The following is a 19879-nucleotide window of genomic DNA, read 5'->3' as shown; positions in this document are numbered from 1 at the left end:
CGGAAGCTAAGCCTCACAGCGCCGATGGTACTGCAGGGGGGACCCTGTGGGAGAGTAGGACGCCGCCGAACAAATTTTAGGGAAACCCCCGCACCAATGGTGCGGGGGTTTTCTGCGTTCCGGACCCTTTTCCCTCCGAAGAGGGACGGGAGTTCGCATGGTCAGAGCCGGCCTGCCGCTTTCAGGGCGAGATACGCGTCCGCGACCGCGGGGGCCAGCTCGTCCGGGGTCGCGTCCACCACCGTCACACCGTGGCGCCGCAGTTGATCCGCCGTCCGCTCGCGTTCGCGCCGAGCCTGGGCGGCTGCCGCTGCGTCGTACACCGCCTCGACGTCGCCCCTTCCCTGAGCCATCGCCGCGATGTGCGGGTCGGCCACCGAAGCCACGACTACCGTGTGACGGCTGGTCAGCTGAGGCAGTATCGGCAGTAGACCCTCCTCCACCGGCGCCGCGTCGAGCGTGGTGAAGAGGACGACGAGGGAGCGTCGGGAAGCGGTCCGCAGGACCGTGGCGGCCAGGCCGCGGGCGTCGGTTTCGACGAGTTCCGGTTCCAGCGAGGCCAACGCGTTGACCAGCGAGGGCAGTACGTCCCCGGCGGACTTTCCCTGGACGAGGGCGCGTACCCGGCGGTCGTAGGCCAGCAGGTCCACGCGGTCGCCCGCGCGGGATGCCAGGGCGCCCAGGAGGAGCGCGGCGTCGAGGGACGCGTCGAGGCGCGGAGCGTCGCCCACGCGGCCGGCCGAGGTGCGTCCGGTGTCCAGGACGAGCAGGATGCGGCGGTCGCGTTCGGGGCGCCAGGTCCGGACGGCCACGGAGGACTGGCGTGCGGTGGCGCGCCAGTCGATCGAGCGGGTGTCGTCGCCGGGGACGTACTCACGGAGGCTGTCGAATTCGGTGCCCTCACCGCGTGTCAGGACGCTTGTACGACCGTCCAGTTCACGCAATCGAGCGAGTTTCGACGGTAGGTGCTTTCGGCTGGTGAACGGGGGCAGAACCCGTAGTGTCCAGGGGATTCGATGGGTGCCCTGGCGGGAGAAGAGCCCGAGGGGGCCGTAGGAACGGATCGTGACCCGGTCGGCCTGGCGGTCGCCGCGGCGGGTGGGGCGCAGCCGGGTCGTGACGCGGCGGCGCTCGCCGGGCGGGACGGTCAGCCGGTGCCGGGAGGCGTCCAGTTCGGTGCCTGGTTGCCAGCTGCTGAGCGGCCAGGCGTCCCGCAGGCGAGCGCGCAGCAGACGGCGGGACGGGTTGGTGACGGTGAGTGTGACATCGGCGGTGTCGCCGAGACGGACGGAGGTGTCGCCGGAGCGGGAGAGGACAAGGCGCCGCACGGGTGCGGCGAGAGCGAAGTCGCAGGCACAGGCCAGGGCCAGGGAGCCGTTGACCGCGAGGAGTCCGGTCCATCCGGGGTCCAGAAGACCGACGGGCACGGAACCCAGGGCCGCGATCAGGGCAGCGCGTCCGGTGAGTGGCATCAGCGGGGCACCGGGACGTGGGCGAGGACGGAGTTGATGACGGAGTCGGCGGTCACGCCCTCCATCTCGGCCTCGGGCCGCAGTTGGATCCGGTGGCGCAGGGCCGGGAGGGCGAGAGCCTTCACATCGTCGGGGATGACGTAGTCACGGCCCGTCAGCCAGGCCCAGGCGCGTGCGGCCGAGAGCAGGGCGGTCGCGCCGCGCGGGGAGACGCCCAGGGTGAGAGAGGGGGACTCGCGGGTGGCACGGCAGATGTCCACCACGTAGGCGGTGATCTCGGGGGAGACGGTCGTCTTGGCGACGGCGGCGCGGGCCGCCTCGAGGTCTGCGGGACCGGCGACGGGACGTACGCCGGCGGCCTTCAGGTCGCGGGGGTTGAAGCCCGAGGCGTGGCGGGTGAGGACGTCGATCTCGTCCTGCCGGGAGGGCAGAGGGATCGTCAGCTTGAGGAGGAAGCGGTCCAGTTGGGCCTCGGGGAGCGGGTAGGTGCCTTCGTACTCCACGGGGTTCTGGGTGGCTGCGACCAGGAACGGCTCGGGCAGCGGGCGGGGTGTGCCGTCGACCGTGACCTGACGTTCCTCCATGGCTTCCAGGAGGGAGGACTGGGTCTTGGGCGGGGTGCGGTTGATCTCGTCCGCGAGAAGGAGGTTGGTGAAGACGGGGCCGGGCTGGAAGGAGAAGGCGGCGGTGCGGGCGTCGTAGACCAGGGAGCCGGTGACGTCGCTCGGCATCAGGTCCGGGGTGAACTGGACGCGTTTGGTGTCGAGTTCGAGGGCCGAGGCGAGGGTGCGTACGAGGAGGGTCTTGGCGACTCCGGGTACGCCTTCGAGGAGGACGTGTCCACGGCAGAGGAGGGCGACGACCAGACCGGTGACGGCGGGGTCCTGGCCGACCACGGCTTTGGCGATCTCGGCGCGCAGGGCCTCGAGAGAGGCCCGGGCGGTGTCCGCGTCCCCGGTGTTTCCGGTGTTGTCGGTGGTCGGGTCCGTCATGGACGGCGTACCTCTCTTTCGAGGGCGTCGAGTCGGTCGGTGAGTGCGACGAGGGCCGCGTCGTCGGTGGGCGGCGGCCCGAAGAGGAGGGAGTGCGCGGCGGGTTGGCCGTCGCCGTCCGTCAGGTGGGCGGAGAGGGCCGGGAGCAGAAGCTCCGGCGTGTGGGCCTGGGTGGCCGGGACGCCGACGAGGGGGGCCAGGCGGGCGCGGGTGGCGGCGCGCAGGGCGTCTGCCGTGCGGTCGCGGGCGTCGGCCTTGCGGTAGAGGCGGGCGCGTCCTTCGGTGGTCTCGGAGGCGCGGATCGCGACGGGGATGTTCTCCGGGACGAGCGGGCCGAAGCGGCGACCCCGCCAGAGTGCGGTGAGGAGGGCGGCGACGAACAGTTGCAGGGTGCCCCAGAGCCAGCCCGAGGGGAGCAGGTCGAAGAGGCTCTTGGGGGCCTGGGAGTCGGTGAGGGAAGAGTCGTCGAGCGAGGGGAGGTACCAGACCAGATGGGGCCGGGAGCCGAGGAGTTGCAGGGCGAGCGAGGCGTTGCCCTGCTGGTCGAGACGCTTGTTCAGGAGGATGTCGGGCGCGCCGAGGACGACGGTGTCGCCGCCGCCGGAGCCGGTCGGCAGGCGGAGCAGGGTGGAGAGGCGTTCGCTGGGGTAGCAGGCGTCCGCGCCGGGGACGGAGGTGGTGTAGCGGATGCCGCCGGTGTCGGCGCTGCCCGCCCGCCGGGCCTCGGGGAGGGCGCAGTCGGGGGCGAGGGTGGAGCGGTCGCTGGTGGCGGGGTCCGCGCTGACGCCGGGGGCGAGCCGGTCGACGGACCAGGGGCCGGGGGCGACGAGGACCGTGCGGCCGCCGGAGGACTGGGTGGCCGAGTAGAGGGCGGCCTGCTGGCGGAGGCTCAGCAGGTCGGGTGCGGCGATCAGGAGGGTGGTGCGGGGGCCGGCCGCGGCGCGGGCGGCGCCGGGTGTGGTGACCACGCGCGTGGTCACGCCGTGGTCGGCGAGGAGTGCGGCGACGGCGCGGCTGCCGTAGGGGTCGGCGGAGCGCGGGTCCAGTTCGCCGTGGACCGAGTGGGAGCGGATGGCGGCCATGGCGACCGCGCCGGTCAGGATCAGCAGGAGGGCGATCAGGATGCCGCGCGCGCGGGTCCAGGTCTGGCGGGCGGTGAGGGAGGCCGAGGTGGCCGGTGGGGTGGCCTCGGCGGTCATCCGGCGTCCTCCTGGTGGGCGGTGTGGTCCGCGAGGACGGGGCGGGCGCGCTCGATGTCGAGGTCGAGCGCGCACAGGCGCCGGTACGTCTCCTCGCTCGCGCTGCGGCCGCCGTATGTGACGTCGTCGAAGTCCCGGGCCGCCGCGCGCAGCCGGTCGGCGTGGTCGGGCAGGGCGCGTCCGGCTTCCGCCGCGGCCTCGTCGGCGGTGCGGCCGGGGCGGGCGTCGAGCAGGGCCCGTTCCTCCAGGGCGCGGACGATGGCTCGTACGCGTTCCTGGGCGGCCTGGTTCCAGTGGCCCTGGGCCGCGTGTGCCTCGGCGGTCGAGCGGTGGTCGGCGGCGGTGCGGGGGCGTTCGCCGAAGAGGGGTGCGGCGACGGTGGGGATGCGGCGGGGGGTGCCCAGCCGCCACCACAGGGCGGCCAGCACGGCGACGACGAACAGGACCACGACGACGAGCCCGATCGTGCCGCCCGGTGTCGCGGTGGAGGCGCGGTCGAACAGCCGGTCCAGCCAGTCCCAGAAGGCGTCCAGGGCCCGCTGGAACAGGCTGGGGTCGTTCTCGTGGTACATCGGCTTGGACAGTTCACGCCGGGCCGCCTCGCGCGCGGGATCGCGCGGGACGGTGACCGGTGGTTCGTCGCCGGAGCCGGCGAGCGTCAGGGCCGGATGTGCCGCGTGCAGCACGAAGCGGACGGCCGATGCGGTGGCGGTGTGCACAGCGGGCACCGCCGCGATAACTCCCCCCGTCAGGTTCACCGCATCAGCCTCCCGGTACGGGCGCGGGGCCCGTGCCGTGGTCCTGGACTCCGGCGGCGCGGGCCAGTTCCAGGTCGAGGGCTTCGCGGCGGATGCGCTGGTCGATGTAGAGCAGGACGGTGATGCCGGCGTTCAGCGGGAGCGTGATCATGGCGGCGAGCACCGAGCCGATGCCGGAGATGATCAGGAACGACCAGCTGAGGTGCTCGTCGCCGGTGTTCAGGATGTTCAGCGGGCCGCTGCTGTCCAGCACGAACGCGAGGATGACGAAGGGGATCACCAGGATCGAGGAGACGATGTTGGTGATGATCCAGGCGAGCAGCTGGATGCCGAAGATGCGCCACCAGGAGCCGCTCACCAGCTTCGTGGAGCGGCCCATCGACTTCAGGACGCCCTGCCGCTCGAGCATGAGCGCCGAGGGGGCCAGCGAGTAGCGCACCATCAGCCACAGGACGACCAGGAAGGCGCCGAGGAGGCCGAGGGCGAGCGTGACCGCCATGGCGGCGTCGGAGCCGCCGGTCCGGGAGATCAGGATGCCGGGGGCGATGCCCACGGCGAGGACACCGAGACAGAGGGCGGTCAGCACCAGGAGCAGACCGAACAGCCGGAGCAGCCGGGGCCGGGCCTGCTTCCAGGCCTCGCCGATGCTGACGGACCTGCCGAGGACGGCTTGGCTGGTCACGGTCGTCAGCAGGCCGGTCGCGAAGAGCGAACCGAGCATGAACACGGCGCCCACGACGAGGTCGCCGAGTGCGTTGGTGCCGACCGCGCGGCCCAGCTCGTTCGCGGTCATGCTCGGGTCGCCGAAGCCGACGAGGGTGTCGTTGAAGACGAAGCCCCGCAGGAGCAGCGTGACCAGCTGGACGACGACGGCGACCGTCAGGGAGATGCCGAGGACCGTGCGCCAGTAGGTGCGCATGGTGGAGACGGCGCCGTCGAGTATCTCGCCGATGCCCAGCGGGCGGAGCGGGATGATGCCGGGCTTGGCCGCGGGCGGGGGACCGCCCCAGCCGCCTGCCCAGCCGCCGGTGCCGTAGCCGCCTCCGTAAGCGCCTCCGTGACCGCCGGGTTGGCCGTAGCCGCCGGGCGGGGGAGTGCCCCAGCCCGGTCCGGGCGGGGGAGGCGGCGGGGTGTGGCCTGGCGCCTGCGTGCCGGCCGGAGCGGACCACTGGGCGGGCGGGGGCTGCCCCTCGGCCCACTTCGCGCCCGTGTCCGGCGAAGACGCGTCGGGCTCCTTCGCCCCGGGCTCGGCGGGCTCGGCGGGGCCGGTCTCGCCCGGCTCCCGCCCTTCGGACGACGGGGTTGATCCGGGCGAGGCCCAGCCCGGAGTGTCACTCATCGAAGCTCCTTAACGGTGCCCGCGTGATCGCGGCGGCAGGTTGGCAGCCATCGTGCCATGGGGCGGTCCTCGTGTGACCGGCCGAGGTGGAGCCGTACTCCGTCAATTGTCCGCCTGATACGGGGCAGACTCATCGCATGGCTGATCAGCACGCGCGACCGGGCGAGGACAAGCGGCCGACCGAGATACCCGTGATCCGTTGGGAGGAACCACCCGAAGGACCCGTACTGATCCTTCTCGACCAGACCAGGCTGCCCACCGAAGAGGTGGAGCTGGTGTGCACCGACGCGTCCGCGCTGGTGGAGGCGATCCGTTCGCTGGCCGTGCGCGGGGCGCCCGTGCTCGGCATCGCCGGGGCGTACGGGGTCGCGCTCGCCGCGGCGCGCGGCTTCGACGTGGACGACGCCGCGCAGGCGCTGGTGGAGGCCCGGCCGACGGCGGTGAACCTGTCCGTCGGAGTGGAGCGGGCCCTGGGCGCGTACCGGGCCGCGCTCGCCGTCAGCGGTGACCCGACCGTGGCGACGACGGCGGCGCTGGACGCGGCGAAGGCGCTGCACGCGGAGGACGCGCGGGCGAGCGCCCGGATGGCCGCCCACGGGCTGGCGCTGCTGGACGAGCTGCTGCCGGGCGGCGGGCACCGCGTTCTGACCCACTGCAACAGCGGTGCGCTGGTGTCGGGCGGGGAGGGCACGGCGTTCGCGGTGGCGCTGGCCGCGCACCGGGAGGGCAGGCTGCGGCGGCTGTGGGTGGACGAGACGCGCCCGCTGCTCCAGGGCGCCCGTCTGACGGCGTACGAGGCGGCGCGCAGCGGTATGGCGTACACGCTGCTCACGGACAACGCGGCCGGTTCGCTGTTCGCGGCGGGTGAGGTGGACGCGGTGCTGATCGGCGCGGACCGGATCGCGGCGGACGGCTCGGTGGCCAACAAGGTCGGCAGCTATCCGCTCGCGGTGCTGGCGCGCTACCACCACGTGCCGTTCATCGTCGTGGCCCCGCTGACCACGGTCGACCCCGCGACACCGGACGGCGCGTCCATCGAGGTCGAGCAGCGCCCGGGCTACGAGGTGACCGAGTTCGGCGTGCCGCAGGTGCCGGTGGCGGGACCGGGCGGGGGCATCCCCGTGGCACCGCTGGGCACGCAGGCGTACAACCCGGCCTTCGACGTCACACCGCCGGAACTCGTGACGGCGATCGTGACCGAGGAGGGCACCGTGTCTCCGGTGACGGCGGAGTCGCTGGCCAGCCTGTATGCGAACGCGGAGCGACAACCGGCCCGGTGAGTCGACCTCCGCAGCGCCCGCGGCGTCGTTCTCGAGGGGACCGGGGCAGACAGTGACGCCTCGGTACGACTATCGTCACAGGCCAGTGAGCTGCCTCACCTGCGCCTCTGTCGTCGTTACGAGAATGGGATGATGTCGTTTATGAAGGGACGAGTCCTTGTCGTCGACGACGACACCGCACTGGCCGAGATGCTCGGCATCGTGCTGCGTGGTGAAGGTTTTGAGCCGTCTTTCGTAGCCGACGGGGACAAGGCGCTGGCCGCTTTCCGGGAGTCGAAGCCGGATCTGGTGCTGCTGGATCTGATGCTTCCCGGGCGCGACGGCATTGAGGTGTGCCGCCTGATCAGGGCGGAGTCCGGGGTGCCCATCGTCATGCTCACGGCGAAGAGCGACACGGTGGACGTGGTCGTCGGACTGGAGTCCGGCGCCGACGACTACATCGTGAAGCCGTTCAAGCCGAAGGAGCTGGTCGCCCGTATCCGGGCGCGGCTGCGGAGGTCGGAGGAGCCGGCGCCGGAGCAGCTCACCATCGGTGACCTGGTCATCGATGTGGCCGGGCACTCGGTGAAGCGCGACGGGCAGTCGATCGCGCTGACCCCGCTGGAGTTCGACCTGCTGGTCGCGCTCGCCCGCAAGCCCTGGCAGGTGTTCACCCGTGAGGTGCTCCTGGAGCAGGTGTGGGGCTACCGGCACGCCGCCGACACCCGGCTGGTCAACGTCCATGTGCAGCGGCTGCGTTCCAAGGTCGAGAAGGACCCGGAGCGGCCCGAGATCGTGGTGACCGTGCGCGGAGTCGGCTACAAGGCCGGACCGAGCTGACGTGTCCGGGGACAGCGCCGCTTCGGCTCCCGGCCGGTCCGGCGCCCGTCCGGGGCGTCCGGCCGCCCGGAGCACCACCGCTTCGCGCCGTGCGCGTCTGTTGCGCGGCGGGCTCCAGCGCAGCCCGTTCGTGCGCCTCTTCCTCCGCTGGGTGCGCCGTCCGCTGCTGCCCGTCATGCGGCTGTGGCGTCGCAACATCCAGCTCCGGGTCGTCGCCACGACCCTGCTGATGTCGCTGGGCGTCGTCCTGCTCCTCGGCTTCGTCGTCATCGGGCAGGTGCGCAACGGCCTGCTGGACGCGAAGGTGAAGGCGTCCCAGAGCCAGGCCACCGGCGGCTTCGCCGTGGCCCGGCAGCAGGCCGACGAGGCCGCCGCGGGCGCCACCGGCACCGGTACCGGCGACGACATCGTCTCCGGCGCCGACGGACAGCCCTCGCAGAACGTCATCCAGTGGATGAGCGACCTCGTGGAGTCGCTGTCCAGCGGCGGCGCGGGCGCCTTCGACGTGGTGACGCTGCCGGTCGGCGACGACACCGGCGGCGGCCGCAGCCCGCGCGGTTCGGGGTACGTCAGCCCGACCGACAGCGTGCCCGCGGCCCTGCGCGACCGGGTCAACAGCAGTACGACCGCCGCGCAGAGCTACACCCGCATCGTCTACAGCACCGGCAAGGAGCCCCAGCCCGCGCTGGTCATCGGCAAGCAGGTCAACGACCCCAACGGCCACCCCTACGAGCTGTACTACCTCTTCCCGCTCACGCAGGAGGAGAAGTCCCTGAGCCTGGTCAAGACCACCCTCGCGACCGCCGGACTCTTCGTCGTCGTACTCCTCGGGGCCATCGCCTGGCTGGTCGTACGGCAGGTCGTCACGCCCGTGCGGATGGCCGCCGGGGTCGCGGAGCGACTGTCCGCCGGGCGGCTGCAGGAGCGGATGAAGGTCACCGGCGAGGACGACATCGCGCGTCTCGGTGAGGCCTTCAACAAGATGGCGCAGAACCTCCAGCTGAAGATCCAGCAGCTCGAGGACCTCTCGCGGATGCAGCGGCGGTTCGTCTCTGACGTCTCGCACGAGCTGCGTACCCCGCTGACCACCGTCCGCATGGCCGCCGACGTCATCCATGAAGCGCGCGTGGACTTCGACCCGGTGACCGCGCGCTCCGCCGAACTGCTCGCGGACCAGCTGGACCGCTTCGAGTCGCTGCTCGCGGACCTGCTGGAGATCAGCCGCTTCGACGCCGGAGCGGCCGCGCTGGAGGCCGAGCCGATCGACCTGCGCGAGGTCGTACGGCGGGTGGTCGGCGGTGCCGAGCCGCTGGCCGAGCGCAAGGGCACCCGGATACGTGTCACGGGCGACCAGCAGCCCGTGGTGGCCGAGGCGGACGCCCGGCGCGTGGAGCGGGTGCTGCGCAACCTGGTCGTCAACGCCGTCGAGCACGGCGAGGGCAAGGACGTGGTGGTCAAGCTCGCGTCGGCGGGCGGCGCGGTCGCGGTCGCCGTGCGCGACTACGGCGTCGGGCTCAAGCCCGGCGAGGCCACCCGCGTCTTCAGCCGCTTCTGGCGGGCGGACCCGGCACGCGCGCGTACGACCGGCGGTACGGGCCTCGGCCTGTCCATCGCCCTGGAGGACGCCCGGCTGCACGGCGGCTGGCTCCAGGCGTGGGGCGAGCCCGGCGGCGGCTCGCAGTTCCGGCTGACGCTGCCCCGGACCGCCGACGAACCGCTGCGCGGCTCACCGATCCCGCTCGAACCCAAGGACTCGCGCCGCAACCGGGAGACCGGCCGCGAGCGGGCCGCGGAGAAGCGGGCCACCGTCCCCGCGCAGGCGACCGAGGCGCAGCGGGCCCCGCTGCCGCCGCGTCAGGCCGTCGCCACGGCCGACCCGACCGCGCTGCCCGGCAACGGCAACGGCGCGCGCGTGGTGCCCCGGCCCGCGAACGGCGCCCGGCGCGCCGACGACAATGCTCCGGGCCCGGCGCCCGAGGCGGACAGTGGCCGTCCGGGGGCGGCCGCACAGCAGGACCCGACCGAGCCAGGGGAGGCAGTGAGTGGTCGCTGACCGCGAGGGGGGCGCCCGGCGCCGGCCGGGACGCGCGGTGGCGTACGCCGTATGCGGGGCGGTCCTGCTGTCCGGCTGCGCGTCGATGCCCGACAGTGGCGATCTGCGCAACGTCGAGTCCACGCCCCGGCAGGACACCGGGGTACGGGTCTTCGCGGTGCCGCCGGCCCAGGACGCTTCGTCCAGCGAGATCATGCAGGGCTTCCTGGAGGCCCTGACCAGTGACGATCCGCAGTACGACACGGCGCGCAAGTATCTGACGCCCGCGGCCGCGCGCGTCTGGCGGCCGGAGCGGGCGACCGTGCTCGCCGACGGGCCGAGCATCATGACGGACGCGCCGGAGGAGTCCGGGCGCGAGCAGGACACCCGGCGGACCTATGTCCTGGAGGGCAGCAAGGTCGCCTCGGTCGACGCGCAGCACGCGTATCAGCCCGCGGGCGGCGCCTATCGCACCCAGGTGCGGCTGTCGAAGGACGCCAAGAGCGGCCAGTGGCGCATCGACGCGCCGCCCGCGGGTGTCGTCATGGGCAAGTCGGACTTCCAGCGCAACTACACCTCGGTCGACAAGTTCTACTTCGCGACCCACACCAAGGCCGGAACGAACGGGCGGCCGGTCGCGGTCGCCGACCCGGTGTTCGTGCGCAGCAAGGTCGACCCGATGACCGAGATGGTGCGCTCGCTGCTGCGCGGCCCGACCACCTGGCTCGAGCCCGTGGTCAGGTCCAGTTTCCCCACCGGTACGGCTCTGCAGCGCGGGGTGACGGGGCTGGCGCCCGACGAGCAGAACCGCCTGGTCGTGCCGCTCAACGCGAAGGCGGCGACGGTCGGACGTGCCCGCTGCCACGAGATGGCCACGCAGTTGCTCTTCACCCTGCGGAACCTGGCGCCGACGCTGGAGACGGTCGAGCTGGAGGGGCCCGGCGGGCGGCGGCTGTGCGATCTGGCGGAGGACCGGGCGGAGTCCGTCGCCTGGCGCGCCTCGGCGCAGAGCCCGCAGTACCTCTACTTCCTCGACGGCAAGCACCGGCTGGTGCGGATGCCGACGGGGGCGGGCGGGACCAGCGCCACACCGGTGCCGGGCGCGTTCGGCGAGGGCACCAAGGAGCTGCAGTCGGTGGCCGTCTCGCGGGACGAGCACACGGTGGCCGGGGTCACGGCCGACGGCCGGGCGCTCTATGTCACGCCGCTGGCCGCCGCGGGCACGCTCGGGGAGCCCGTGGTCACCAGCCTGGGGGTGGCCAAGGACGAGCGGCTGACCCGGCCGAGCTGGGACGCGCGCGGCGACCTCTGGGTGGCCGACCTGAATCCGGTGAAGCCGCAGCTCTACGTCGTCGAACAGGGAGGCACCGGGAAGCCGGTGACCGTGACCCTGCCCAAGCTGAGCGGCCGGATCACGGACGTGCGGGTGGCCGCCGACGGGGTACGGGTCGCGCTGGTCGTGGCCTCGAAGGACGACAAGCAGTCGCTGCTCATCGGCCGGATCGAGCGCGAGGACGAGGCGGGCGACGCCCCGGCGGTCGTCGATCCGCGTCCGGCCGCGCCCGACATGGAACTGGTCACGGCGATGTCCTGGGCCGGGGACAGTCGACTGGTCGTGGTCGGGCGCGAGCAGGGCGGTGTGCACCAGATGAGGTACGTCCAGGTCGACGGCTCCACGCTGGAGGGCCCGGCGCCCGCCGCGCTCTCCCGGGCGACCGCGATCGCCGCGGCCGAGGACGAACGGGTGCCGCTGGTCGCGTCCTCGGAGGACGGGATCGTCCGGCTGCCCTCGGGGGCGCAGTGGCAGAAGGTGGACAAGGACGGGACGGCGCCGGTCTATCCGGGGTGAGGCCGGTCCGACGTGGGTGAAGCGGCCCGGATTCCCGTGGGGGAGTCCGGGCCGCTTCCCGGTGTGGCGAGGGCTTCCGGTGCCCCTCTCACTCGTGCGGGTGAGGCTCGTCGGAGCGGGACGTCCGTTGTCCACAGGGCGCTGTCCACAGGGGTGGCCGGGAGGCCGGAGTCTCGGCACAGTGGAGCCATGCGGAGATGGTGGCAGGACCTCACGGACCTGGTGCTTCCGGCCGACTGCGAGGGCTGCGAGGCACCGCGCACGGTGCTGTGCCCGCGGTGCCGGAGGGCGCTGGGCGGTGCGGCACCGCGCCGGGTGCGGCCGTCGCCCGAGCCGCCCGGGCTGCCGGTGGTGCACGCGGTGGCGCCGTACGCCCGGGAGGTGCGGTCGCTTCTCCTCGCGCACAAGGAGCGGGGCGCCCTGGCGCTCACGGGAGCCCTCGGCGCGGCCTTGGCGGAGGCCGTGCGCGTGGGGCTCGGGACGCCGGGCTTCGGGGCGCCGGGTTTCGAAGGGGCGGGACACGGAGGGGCGGGGCACGGAGCACCGCACCTCGGGCCGCCGCACGGGGCTCGAAGACAGCCGGGCCCGGTGATCCTCGTCCCGCTGCCCTCCGCGCGGGCGGCCGTGCGGGCGCGGGGGCACGACCCGGTGCGGCGCATGGCCCTCGTCGCCGCCGGGCGGCTGCGGCGCGGTGGCACACCGGCCCGGGTGGCGGCCGTCCTGCGGCAGCGGCGACCGGTCCTGGACCAGGCGGGGCTGGACGCGCGGGAGCGCCGGGAGAACCTGGCCGGCGCCCTGGAGGTGACGGCGGGCGGGGCGCGGCTGCTCGACGCCGGACGGGTCGTGCTGGTGGACGACCTGATGACCACGGGCGCGACCCTCGCGGAGGCGGCGCGGGCCCTGCGGGAGGCGTCCGGTTCGCATCGCCGGGAGAGAACGGCCGTGTACCCCGGCGGAACTCGGGAAGGAAGGGGGAAACGAGAGACAGGGGCACGATCGGAGAGCGGAAACCCCGTGCAGTGTGCACCGGAAAAGGCGGCACCGAAGGCCACACGAGTGGCACTCCGGGCGGCGGTGATCGCCGCGCCCCCGGATTCTTTCGAAATAGCCAGGAACTGACCCCCTACCTGCGTCGTTGCAGGTAGCAGGAGCGGGAATTCACCTGAACGGAGGTACGCCGCAGTAGAGGGTGACGACATACGTCCGGGCGAGATATGTTCGGTTGTGAGGAAAGGCGCAGGCCAGACCTCGCATATCCGAATGCCGCGCTGCGTGATTTCCGCAATCACCCGCGCCGGCGGGATGGAGATCTCGCCCACGGGGGAGGAGGAGGTGGACGTCACCGAGTCCGAAGGTTCCGGGGCCCACCGGGACCTGGTGCAAAAGGGAGATGCTCCGCCGCTGCTGCGGGGCTATCCGGGAACGGAGTTCTGCGTGGACATCGTCGTCAAGGGCCGCAAGACCGAGGTGCCCGAGCGGTTCCGCAAGCACGTGGCCGAGAAGCTGAAGCTGGAGAAGATCCAGAAGCTCGACGGCAAGGTGATGAGCCTCGACGTCGAGGTGTCCAAGGAGCCGAACCCCCGCCAGGCCGACCGCTGTGACCGAGTGGAGATCACGCTCCGCTCCCGCGGTCCGGTGATCCGGGCGGAAGCATCCGCCAGCGACCCGTACGCGGCCCTCGACATGGCCGCGGAAAAGCTGGAGGCAAGGCTGCGCAAGCAGCACGACAAGCGAGTCGTGCGCCGGGGCGCACGACGCATCCCGGCGGCCGAGGTGCCCGACGTGGTCCCGGGCGTGGCAACGCTCTACCCCGACGGCGTTCCGGTCCCGCCCGCCGAGTCCGACGGCGGAGTGCCGACCAAGAGGATCGGCTCGCTGGAGGTCACCGGCGACGGCCCCCTCGTCGTCCGCGAGAAGACCCACGTCGCCTCTCCGATGACCCTTGACCAGGCTCTCTACGAGATGGAACTGGTCGGCCACGACTTCTATCTGTTCGTCGACTCCGAGACCAAGGAGCCGAGTGTCGTCTACCGGCGACACGCCTACGACTACGGCGTCATCCACCTCAGCACCGACCCGATGGTGGCGGAGGTGCAGCCGCCCGCGGCGGGCGGCATCCTGGGCGGCTGATCCTGCCCGGCGAAGCGGAACGGGTGCCCCTGGAGCGCGTGTGCGCCCCCAGGGGCACCGGTGTGCGACCACTTCACGCCCCGCACGGCACCGCGGCGACGCCCGGGCATGAAATCATGACCGCACCGGCCCAACCGGTGGGCCGCTGCCTTGGGTTGGCGATGGCACAGGACCACAGGCCACAGCCTTCAGGGGGAGGAACGATGGCGGACACCTTCGGACCCATGCGTGACCTGGACGCCGACCACGGTGACCCCGGCCGGGAGCCGGAAGCGGGCGCCTCGCGCGCGGAGCCGATCAGAGTGCTGGTCGTGGACGACCACGCGCTGTTCCGCCGGGGTCTGGAGATCGTGCTCGCCGCCGAGGAGGACATCCAGGTCGTCGGCGAGGCGGGCGACGGGGCCGAGGCGGTGGACAAGGCGGCCGACCTGCTGCCGGACATCGTGCTGATGGACGTGCGGATGCCCCGGCGCGGCGGGATCGAGGCGTGCACCTCCATCAAGGAGGTCGCCCCCAGCGCCAAGATCATCATGCTCACGATCAGCGACGAGGAGGCCGACCTCTACGACGCGATCAAGGCGGGCGCGACCGGATACCTCCTCAAGGAGATCTCCACCGACGAGGTGGCCACGGCCATTCGCGCGGTGGCCGACGGGCAGTCGCAGATCAGCCCGTCGATGGCGTCCAAGCTGCTCACCGAGTTCAAGTCGATGATCCAGCGCACCGACGAGCGCCGGCTGGTGCCCGCGCCCCGGCTGACCGACCGGGAGCTGGAGGTCCTCAAGCTGGTCGCCACGGGGATGAACAACCGGGACATCGCCAAGGAGCTGTTCATCTCCGAGAACACCGTGAAGAACCACGTGCGCAACATCCTGGAGAAGCTGCAGCTGCACTCCAGGATGGAGGCCGTGGTCTACGCGATGCGCGAGAAGATCCTCGAGATCCGCTGACGGACGCGGGCGGGACCACCCGACGGCCGCCCCCGCCTGCCGACGGCCGCCCGTGCCTGCCCGACGACCGTCAACGCCTGCTTCGGCTCAGGCCAGCGCGCGGGCCAGTACGGCGGCCAGCGGCGCCCGGAGCTCGGGCTCCGTCACACGCTCCACGCGGACGTCCGTGCAGCCCACCCAGCTCGCCGCCTCGACCAGCGCCTCGGCGACCGCCGCCACGGCCTTCGGACCGTCCAGCGTGACCTGCCGGGCCACCAGGGTGCGCCCCTCGCGCGCGGGGTCCACCCGGCCGACCAGCCGGCCGCCGGAGAGCACCGGCATCGCGAAGTAGCCGTGGACCCGCTTCTGCTTGGGTACGTACGCCTCCAGGCGGTGGGTGAAGCCGAACAGGCGCTCCGTGCGGGCCCGTTCCCAGATCAGCGAGTCGAACGGCGAGAGCAGCGTCGTGCGGTGGCGGCCGCGCGGCGCGGTGGCGAGGGCCGCCGGGTCCGCCCAGGCGGGCTTGGCCCAGCCCTCGACCTCGACCGGCACCAGACCCGAGTCGGCGATCACCGCGTCCACCTGCTCGCCCTTGAGGCGGTGGTAGTCGGCGATGTCCGCGCGCGTGCCGACGCCCAGCGACTCACCGGCCAGCCGGACCAGACGGCGCAGGCACTCGGCGTCGTCCAGCTCGTCGTGGAGCAGGGCGTCCGGGATGGCGCGCTCGGCGAGGTCGTACACCCGCTTCCAGCCGCGCCGCTCGACGCACACCACCTCGCCGTACATCAGGGCGCGCTCGACGGCGACCTTGGTGCCGGACCAGTCCCACCACTCGCTGGTGCGCTTCGCGCCGCCCAACTCGGTGGCGGTGAGCGGGCCCTCGGCCCGGAGCTGCTTGATCACCTGGTCGTAGGCGCCCTCGGGCAGCTGGTGGTTCCAGTGCGGGCGGGAGCGGTAGGCGCGGCGGCGGAAGGCGAAGTGGGGCCATTCCTCGATGGGCAGGACGCAGGCGGCGTGCGACCAGTACTCGAAGGCGCGGGTGTCCTGCCAGTAGGCCGACTCCACGGCCTGGCGGCCGACGGCGCCGAGGCGGGCGTACGGCACCAGTTCATGGGAGCGGGCGAGCACGGAGATGGTGTCGAGCTGGACCGCGCCCAGATGTCGCAGCACCCCGCGCACCCCGGCCCGCCGGTCGGGCGCTCCCAGCAGTCCCTGGGCCCGCAGGGCGATACGGCGGGCGTCGTCCGCGGTGAGGGTGGTAACGGGGCGCGGCAGGGTCGTCATGGTCGCCGACGATAGAGGGTGGCACTGACAGCGGCCGCCCGGCCGGGGCTTCCCGCAGGTCAGGTGGTCGCAGCGCGATCCGGCGCGGCCAGGTACGGAGCGGTCGGGGTCAGTCCGAGGTCGGAGGGGAGCAGCGAGCCGACCCAGGAGTCACGCCGTACGCCCCGGTGTGCGACGGCCGCGCGCAGCGTGCCCTCCATGGTGAAGCCGACGCGTTCGGCCACCGCGCGGGAGGGCAGGTTGCCGACCTCGGCGCGCCACTCCAGGCGGTCCACGGACAGGTGGGCGAAGGCCCAGCGGGCCGCGGCGAGCGCGGCCTCGGTGACGTATCCCCGGCCGCGGTGCTCACGGGTGGCCCAGAAGCCGACCTCGGCGGCGCCCGGCCCGCGCCGCATCACGCCCAGCATCCCCGCCAGCGCGCCGTCGGGCAGGAACAGGCCGAAGTGGTACTCCGAGTCGTCCGCCCAGCCCCGGGCCGCCACCCCGATGAACGCCTCGGCGTGCTCGCGCAGGTAAGGAGAGGGAAAGGACGAGATCCAGCGCTGGGACTCCGGGTCCTGGGCGGCGGCGTACACCGCGTCCGTGTCGGCCGGGCCGACGGCGCGCATCCGGAGGCGGTCGGTGGTCAGGGTGACGGGGTCCATCGCCCGATTCTGCGGGGCATCGCACCCGCGCCGCCACGGCTTTTCGCGGTGCGTGAGCAGCCGGTCACGATTCGCGCACATCCCCGATCCGGCGCGGCACTATCCGCCGTGCTCGTCCGTTGTCCACAGTGAGGCGCGCACCGGGTCGCCAGGCCCTCCCGGCGCGCCGGGGTCCTCGCATACGATGGCCGTTGCTCAGCAAGTCACATGGAAAACAGACCGTCCCAGGCCCGACCGGCAAGGAGACCACCCCCCGTGTCCGTCCTCTCGAAGATCATGCGTGCAGGCGAAGGCAAGATCCTGCGCAAGCTGCACCGCATCGCGGACCAGGTCAACTCCATCGAAGAGGATTTCGTTGACCTCTCCGACGCCGAGCTGCGGGCCCTCACCGACGAGTACAAGCAGCGGTACGCCGACGGTGAGAGCCTGGACGACCTGCTCCCCGAGGCATTCGCCACCGTTCGCGAGGCCGCCAAGCGCGTCCTCGGCCAGCGGCACTACGACGTCCAGATGATGGGCGGCGCCGCGCTCCACCTCGGCTACGTGGCCGAGATGAAGACCGGTGAGGGCAAGACCCTCGTCGGCACCCTGCCCGCGTATCTGAACGCGCTCTCCGGAGACGGCGTCCACCTCATCACGGTCAACGACTACCTGGCCGAGCGCGACTCCGAGATGATGGGCCGCGTCCACCGCTTCCTGGGTCTCGAAGTCGGCTGCATCCTCGCCAACATGACCCCGGCCCAGCGCCGCGAGCAGTACGCGTGCGACATCACCTACGGCACGAACAACGAGTTCGGCTTCGACTACCTGCGCGACAACATGGCGTGGGCGCAGGACGAGTTGGTGCAGCGCGGCCACAACTTCGCCATCGTCGACGAGGTGGACTCGATCCTCATCGACGAGGCCCGTACGCCGCTGATCATCTCCGGCCCGGCCGACCAGGCCACCAAGTGGTACGGCGACTTCGCGAAGCTGGTCACCCGCCTCAAGCGCGGCGAGCCCGGCAACCCGCTCAAGGGCCTCGAGGAGACCGGCGACTACGACGTCGACGAGAAGAAGCGCACCGTCGCGATCCATGAGGCCGGTGTCTCCAAGGTCGAGGACTGGCTGGGCATCGACAACCTCTACGAGTCGGTGAACACCCCCCTCGTCGGCTACCTGAACAACGCCATCAAGGCGAAGGAACTGTTCAAGAAGGACAAGGACTACGTCGTCATCGACGGCGAGGTCATGATCGTCGACGAGCACACCGGCCGTATCCTCGCCGGCCGCCGCTACAACGAGGGCATGCACCAGGCGATCGAGGCGAAGGAAGGGGTGGACATCAAGGACGAGAACCAGACCCTCGCCACGATCACCCTGCAGAACTTCTTCCGCCTCTACAACAAGCTCTCCGGCATGACCGGTACGGCGATGACCGAGGCCGCCGAGTTCCACCAGATCTACAAGCTCGGCGTGGTGCCCATCCCGACCAACCGGGCGCTCGTCCGCAAGGACCAGTCCGACCTGATCTACCGCACCGAGGTCGCCAAGTTCGAGGCGGTCGTCGACGACATCGCCGAGAAGCACGAGAAGGGCCAGCCGATCCTCGTCGGCACCACGTCCGTCGAGAAGTCGGAGTACCTCTCGCAGCAGCTCAGCAAGCGCGGCATCCAGCACGAGGTGCTGAACGCCAAGCACCACGAGCGTGAGGCGTCGATCGTCGCCCAGGCGGGCCGCAGGGGCGCCGTCACGGTCGCCACGAACATGGCAGGGCGTGGTACGGACATCAAGCTCGGCGGCAACCCCGAGGACCTCGCCGAGGCGGAGCTGCGCCAGATCGGCCTGGACCCCGAGGAGCACATCGAGGAGTGGGCGGCCGCGCTGCCCGCCGCGCTGGGCCGCGCCGAGCAGGCGGTCAAGGCCGAGAAGGACGAGGTCGAGCGCAGCGGCGGCCTCTACGTGCTCGGCACCGAGCGGCACGAGTCGCGCCGTATCGACAACCAGCTGCGCGGCCGTTCCGGCCGTCAGGGCGACCCCGGCGAGTCCCGGTTCTACCTCTCCCTCGGTGACGACCTGATGCGCCTGTTCAAGGCCGCCATGGTCGAGCGCGTCATGGCGATGGCGAACGTCCCGGACGACGTGCCGATCGAGAACAAGATGGTGACCCGCGCCATCGCGTCCGCGCAGTCGCAGGTCGAGCAGCAGAACTTCGAGACCCGTAAGAACGTCCTGAAGTACGACGAGGTGCTCAACCGGCAGCGCGAGGTCATCTACGGCGAGCGCCGCCGCGTCCTGGAGGGCGAGGACCTGCAGGAGCAGGTGCAGCACTTCATGGACGACACGATCGACGCGTACATCGCCGCCGAGACCGCCGACGGCTTCCCCGAGGACTGGGACCTGGACCGGCTGTGGGGCGCCTTCCGGCAGCTCTACCCGGCGAAGGTCACCATCGAGGAGCTGGAGGACGAGGCGGGCGACCGGGCCGGTCTGACCGCCGAGTTCATCTCCGAGTCCATCAAGGACGACATCCGCGCGCAGTACGAGGCGCGTGAGGACCAGCTCGGCTCCGAGATCATGCGTGAGCTGGAGCGGCGGGTCGTGCTGTCGGTCCTGGACCGCAAGTGGCGCGAGCACCTCTACGAGATGGACTACCTCCAGGAGGGCATCGGCCTGCGCGCGATGGCCCAGAAGGACCCGCTGGTCGAGTACCAGCGCGAGGGCTTCGACATGTTCACCGCCATGATGGAGGGCATCAAGGAGGAGTCCGTCGGCTATCTGTTCAACCTGGAGGTCCAGGTCGAGCAGCAGGTCGAGGAGGTTCCGGTCGAGGACGCCCAGCCGGTCGGCGCGGGCGGCCAGGACATCGTGCCCGCGCAGGTTCCCGCGGGTGGCCGGCCGGAGATCCGGGCCAAGGGCCTCGACGTTCCGCAGCGGCGCGAGCTGCACTTCTCCGCGCCCACGGTGGACGGCGAGGGCGGCGTGATCGAGCGCGACCTCGAGGACGACGAGCCGGTGCGCTCCGAGGCCGACGGCCTCACGCGCGCGGAGCGCCGCAAGCAGGCGAAGAGCCGCGGTCGCCGCAAGAAGTGACGGTCGCCCGCGGCGGGCTCTAGCGGTTCTCCGTGGCGGGCCTTCGCGGCTGACTCCGGGCCGGGTCCCTCTTCGTGAGG

At 72.1% G+C, this 19879-nt stretch carries 15 protein-coding genes; 8 read left to right on the top strand and 7 right to left on the bottom strand.

The genetic code is table 11. From position 1 onward, the window contains the following. Positions 1-161 precede the first annotated feature (161 nt). The 5 genes from AB0E91_RS14160 to AB0E91_RS14140 are packed head-to-tail and all read right to left on the bottom strand — an operon-like array spanning position 162 to position 5760. Positions 162-1472, bottom strand: coding sequence for a DUF58 domain-containing protein (locus tag AB0E91_RS14160; protein ID WP_361780107.1), 1311 nt, complete (start codon positions 1470-1472; stop codon positions 162-164). Continuing rightward, positions 1472-2464, bottom strand: coding sequence for a MoxR family ATPase (locus tag AB0E91_RS14155; RefSeq protein ID WP_361780104.1), 993 nt, complete (start codon positions 2462-2464; stop codon positions 1472-1474). The genes AB0E91_RS14160 and AB0E91_RS14155 overlap by 1 nt, the downstream gene beginning before the upstream one ends. After that, positions 2461-3663 (bottom strand): DUF4350 domain-containing protein, encoded by a 1203-nt coding sequence (locus tag AB0E91_RS14150; protein WP_361780101.1) that lies wholly within the window; start codon positions 3661-3663, stop codon positions 2461-2463. Before AB0E91_RS14150 ends, AB0E91_RS14155 begins: the two co-directional genes overlap by 4 nt. Then, complete coding sequence (locus AB0E91_RS14145; protein ID WP_361780098.1) at positions 3660-4391, bottom strand: DUF4129 domain-containing protein; 732 nt, start codon at positions 4389-4391, stop codon at positions 3660-3662. Before AB0E91_RS14145 ends, AB0E91_RS14150 begins: the two co-directional genes overlap by 4 nt. Positions 4392-4425: 34 nt before the next feature. Further along, positions 4426-5760, bottom strand: a complete 1335-nt coding sequence (locus tag AB0E91_RS14140; RefSeq protein WP_361780095.1) for a hypothetical protein — start codon at positions 5758-5760, stop codon at positions 4426-4428. A gap of 137 nt (positions 5761-5897) precedes the next feature. Here AB0E91_RS14140 and mtnA point away from each other — a divergent pair, with 137 nt between their 5' ends. From mtnA to AB0E91_RS14105, 7 genes are all read left to right on the top strand, one after another. Further along, positions 5898-7040 (top strand): S-methyl-5-thioribose-1-phosphate isomerase, encoded by a 1143-nt coding sequence (gene mtnA, locus AB0E91_RS14135; RefSeq protein ID WP_361780092.1) that lies wholly within the window; start codon positions 5898-5900, stop codon positions 7038-7040. A 129-nt stretch (positions 7041-7169) separates the two neighbouring features. After that, positions 7170-7859: a two-component system response regulator MtrA gene (gene mtrA, locus AB0E91_RS14130; protein ID WP_187279108.1), complete on the top strand. Its 690-nt coding sequence runs from the start codon at positions 7170-7172 to the stop codon at positions 7857-7859. Position 7860: 1 nt separating this feature from the next. Then, complete coding sequence (mtrB, locus tag AB0E91_RS14125; RefSeq protein ID WP_361780088.1) at positions 7861-9912, top strand: MtrAB system histidine kinase MtrB; 2052 nt, start codon at positions 7861-7863, stop codon at positions 9910-9912. Further along, positions 9902-11740: an LpqB family beta-propeller domain-containing protein gene (locus AB0E91_RS14120; protein ID WP_361780085.1), complete on the top strand. Its 1839-nt coding sequence runs from the start codon at positions 9902-9904 to the stop codon at positions 11738-11740. Before mtrB ends, AB0E91_RS14120 begins: the two co-directional genes overlap by 11 nt. A gap of 189 nt (positions 11741-11929) precedes the next feature. Beyond that, a complete protein-coding gene (locus tag AB0E91_RS14115) occupies positions 11930-12859 on the top strand; it encodes a ComF family protein (protein ID WP_361780082.1) in 930 nt (309 codons plus the stop codon). A 315-nt stretch (positions 12860-13174) separates the two neighbouring features. Further along, the gene (gene raiA, locus AB0E91_RS14110) at positions 13175-13870 is read left to right on the top strand and encodes a ribosome-associated translation inhibitor RaiA (protein WP_361780162.1); all 696 of its coding nucleotides are present in this window, start codon (positions 13175-13177) and stop codon (positions 13868-13870) included. 203 nt (positions 13871-14073) lie between these two features. Then, positions 14074-14820 carry a response regulator transcription factor gene (locus AB0E91_RS14105; RefSeq protein WP_361780079.1) on the top strand — a complete coding sequence of 249 codons (747 nt, stop codon included), beginning with the start codon at positions 14074-14076 and terminating at the stop codon, positions 14818-14820. 87 nt (positions 14821-14907) lie between these two features. On the opposite strand, the gene AB0E91_RS14100 is transcribed toward AB0E91_RS14105, so the two are convergent. Both AB0E91_RS14100 and AB0E91_RS14095 read right to left on the bottom strand, forming a co-directional pair. Then, positions 14908-16083 carry a crosslink repair DNA glycosylase YcaQ family protein gene (locus AB0E91_RS14100; protein ID WP_361780076.1) on the bottom strand — a complete coding sequence of 392 codons (1176 nt, stop codon included), beginning with the start codon at positions 16081-16083 and terminating at the stop codon, positions 14908-14910. A 59-nt stretch (positions 16084-16142) separates the two neighbouring features. Further along, complete coding sequence (locus AB0E91_RS14095; RefSeq protein ID WP_361780073.1) at positions 16143-16727, bottom strand: GNAT family N-acetyltransferase; 585 nt, start codon at positions 16725-16727, stop codon at positions 16143-16145. A gap of 255 nt (positions 16728-16982) precedes the next feature. Between AB0E91_RS14095 and secA the strand changes: the two genes are divergently transcribed. Further along, the gene (gene secA, locus AB0E91_RS14090) at positions 16983-19799 is read left to right on the top strand and encodes a preprotein translocase subunit SecA (RefSeq protein WP_361780070.1); all 2817 of its coding nucleotides are present in this window, start codon (positions 16983-16985) and stop codon (positions 19797-19799) included. Positions 19800-19879: the final 80 nt, after the last annotated feature.

This window comes from Streptomyces sp. NPDC026659 (assembly GCF_040638245.1).
Taxonomy (GTDB): Bacteria; Actinomycetota; Actinomycetes; order Streptomycetales; family Streptomycetaceae; genus Streptomyces.
The sequence above is the reverse complement of the archived record's forward strand: the minus strand, read 5'-3'. Positions and strand labels throughout refer to the sequence as shown.

What these genes read in the sequence shown, in the direction of transcription:
- AB0E91_RS14160 (WP_361780107.1), bottom strand. Translation starts at nt 1,472, where the DNA reads ATGCCACTCACCGGACGCGCTGCCCTGATCGCGGCCCTGGGTTCCGTG.
- AB0E91_RS14155 (WP_361780104.1), bottom strand. Translation starts at nt 2,464, where the DNA reads ATGACGGACCCGACCACCGACAACACCGGAAACACCGGGGACGCGGAC.
- AB0E91_RS14150 (WP_361780101.1), bottom strand. Translation starts at nt 3,663, where the DNA reads ATGACCGCCGAGGCCACCCCACCGGCCACCTCGGCCTCCCTCACCGCC.
- AB0E91_RS14140 (WP_361780095.1), bottom strand. Translation starts at nt 5,760, where the DNA reads ATGAGTGACACTCCGGGCTGGGCCTCGCCCGGATCAACCCCGTCGTCC.
- mtnA (WP_361780092.1), top strand. Translation starts at nt 5,898, where the DNA reads ATGGCTGATCAGCACGCGCGACCGGGCGAGGACAAGCGGCCGACCGAG.
- mtrA (WP_187279108.1), top strand. Translation starts at nt 7,170, where the DNA reads ATGATGTCGTTTATGAAGGGACGAGTCCTTGTCGTCGACGACGACACC.
- AB0E91_RS14115 (WP_361780082.1), top strand. Translation starts at nt 11,930, where the DNA reads ATGCGGAGATGGTGGCAGGACCTCACGGACCTGGTGCTTCCGGCCGAC.
- AB0E91_RS14105 (WP_361780079.1), top strand. Translation starts at nt 14,074, where the DNA reads ATGGCGGACACCTTCGGACCCATGCGTGACCTGGACGCCGACCACGGT.
- AB0E91_RS14100 (WP_361780076.1), bottom strand. Translation starts at nt 16,083, where the DNA reads ATGACGACCCTGCCGCGCCCCGTTACCACCCTCACCGCGGACGACGCC.
- AB0E91_RS14095 (WP_361780073.1), bottom strand. Translation starts at nt 16,727, where the DNA reads ATGGACCCCGTCACCCTGACCACCGACCGCCTCCGGATGCGCGCCGTC.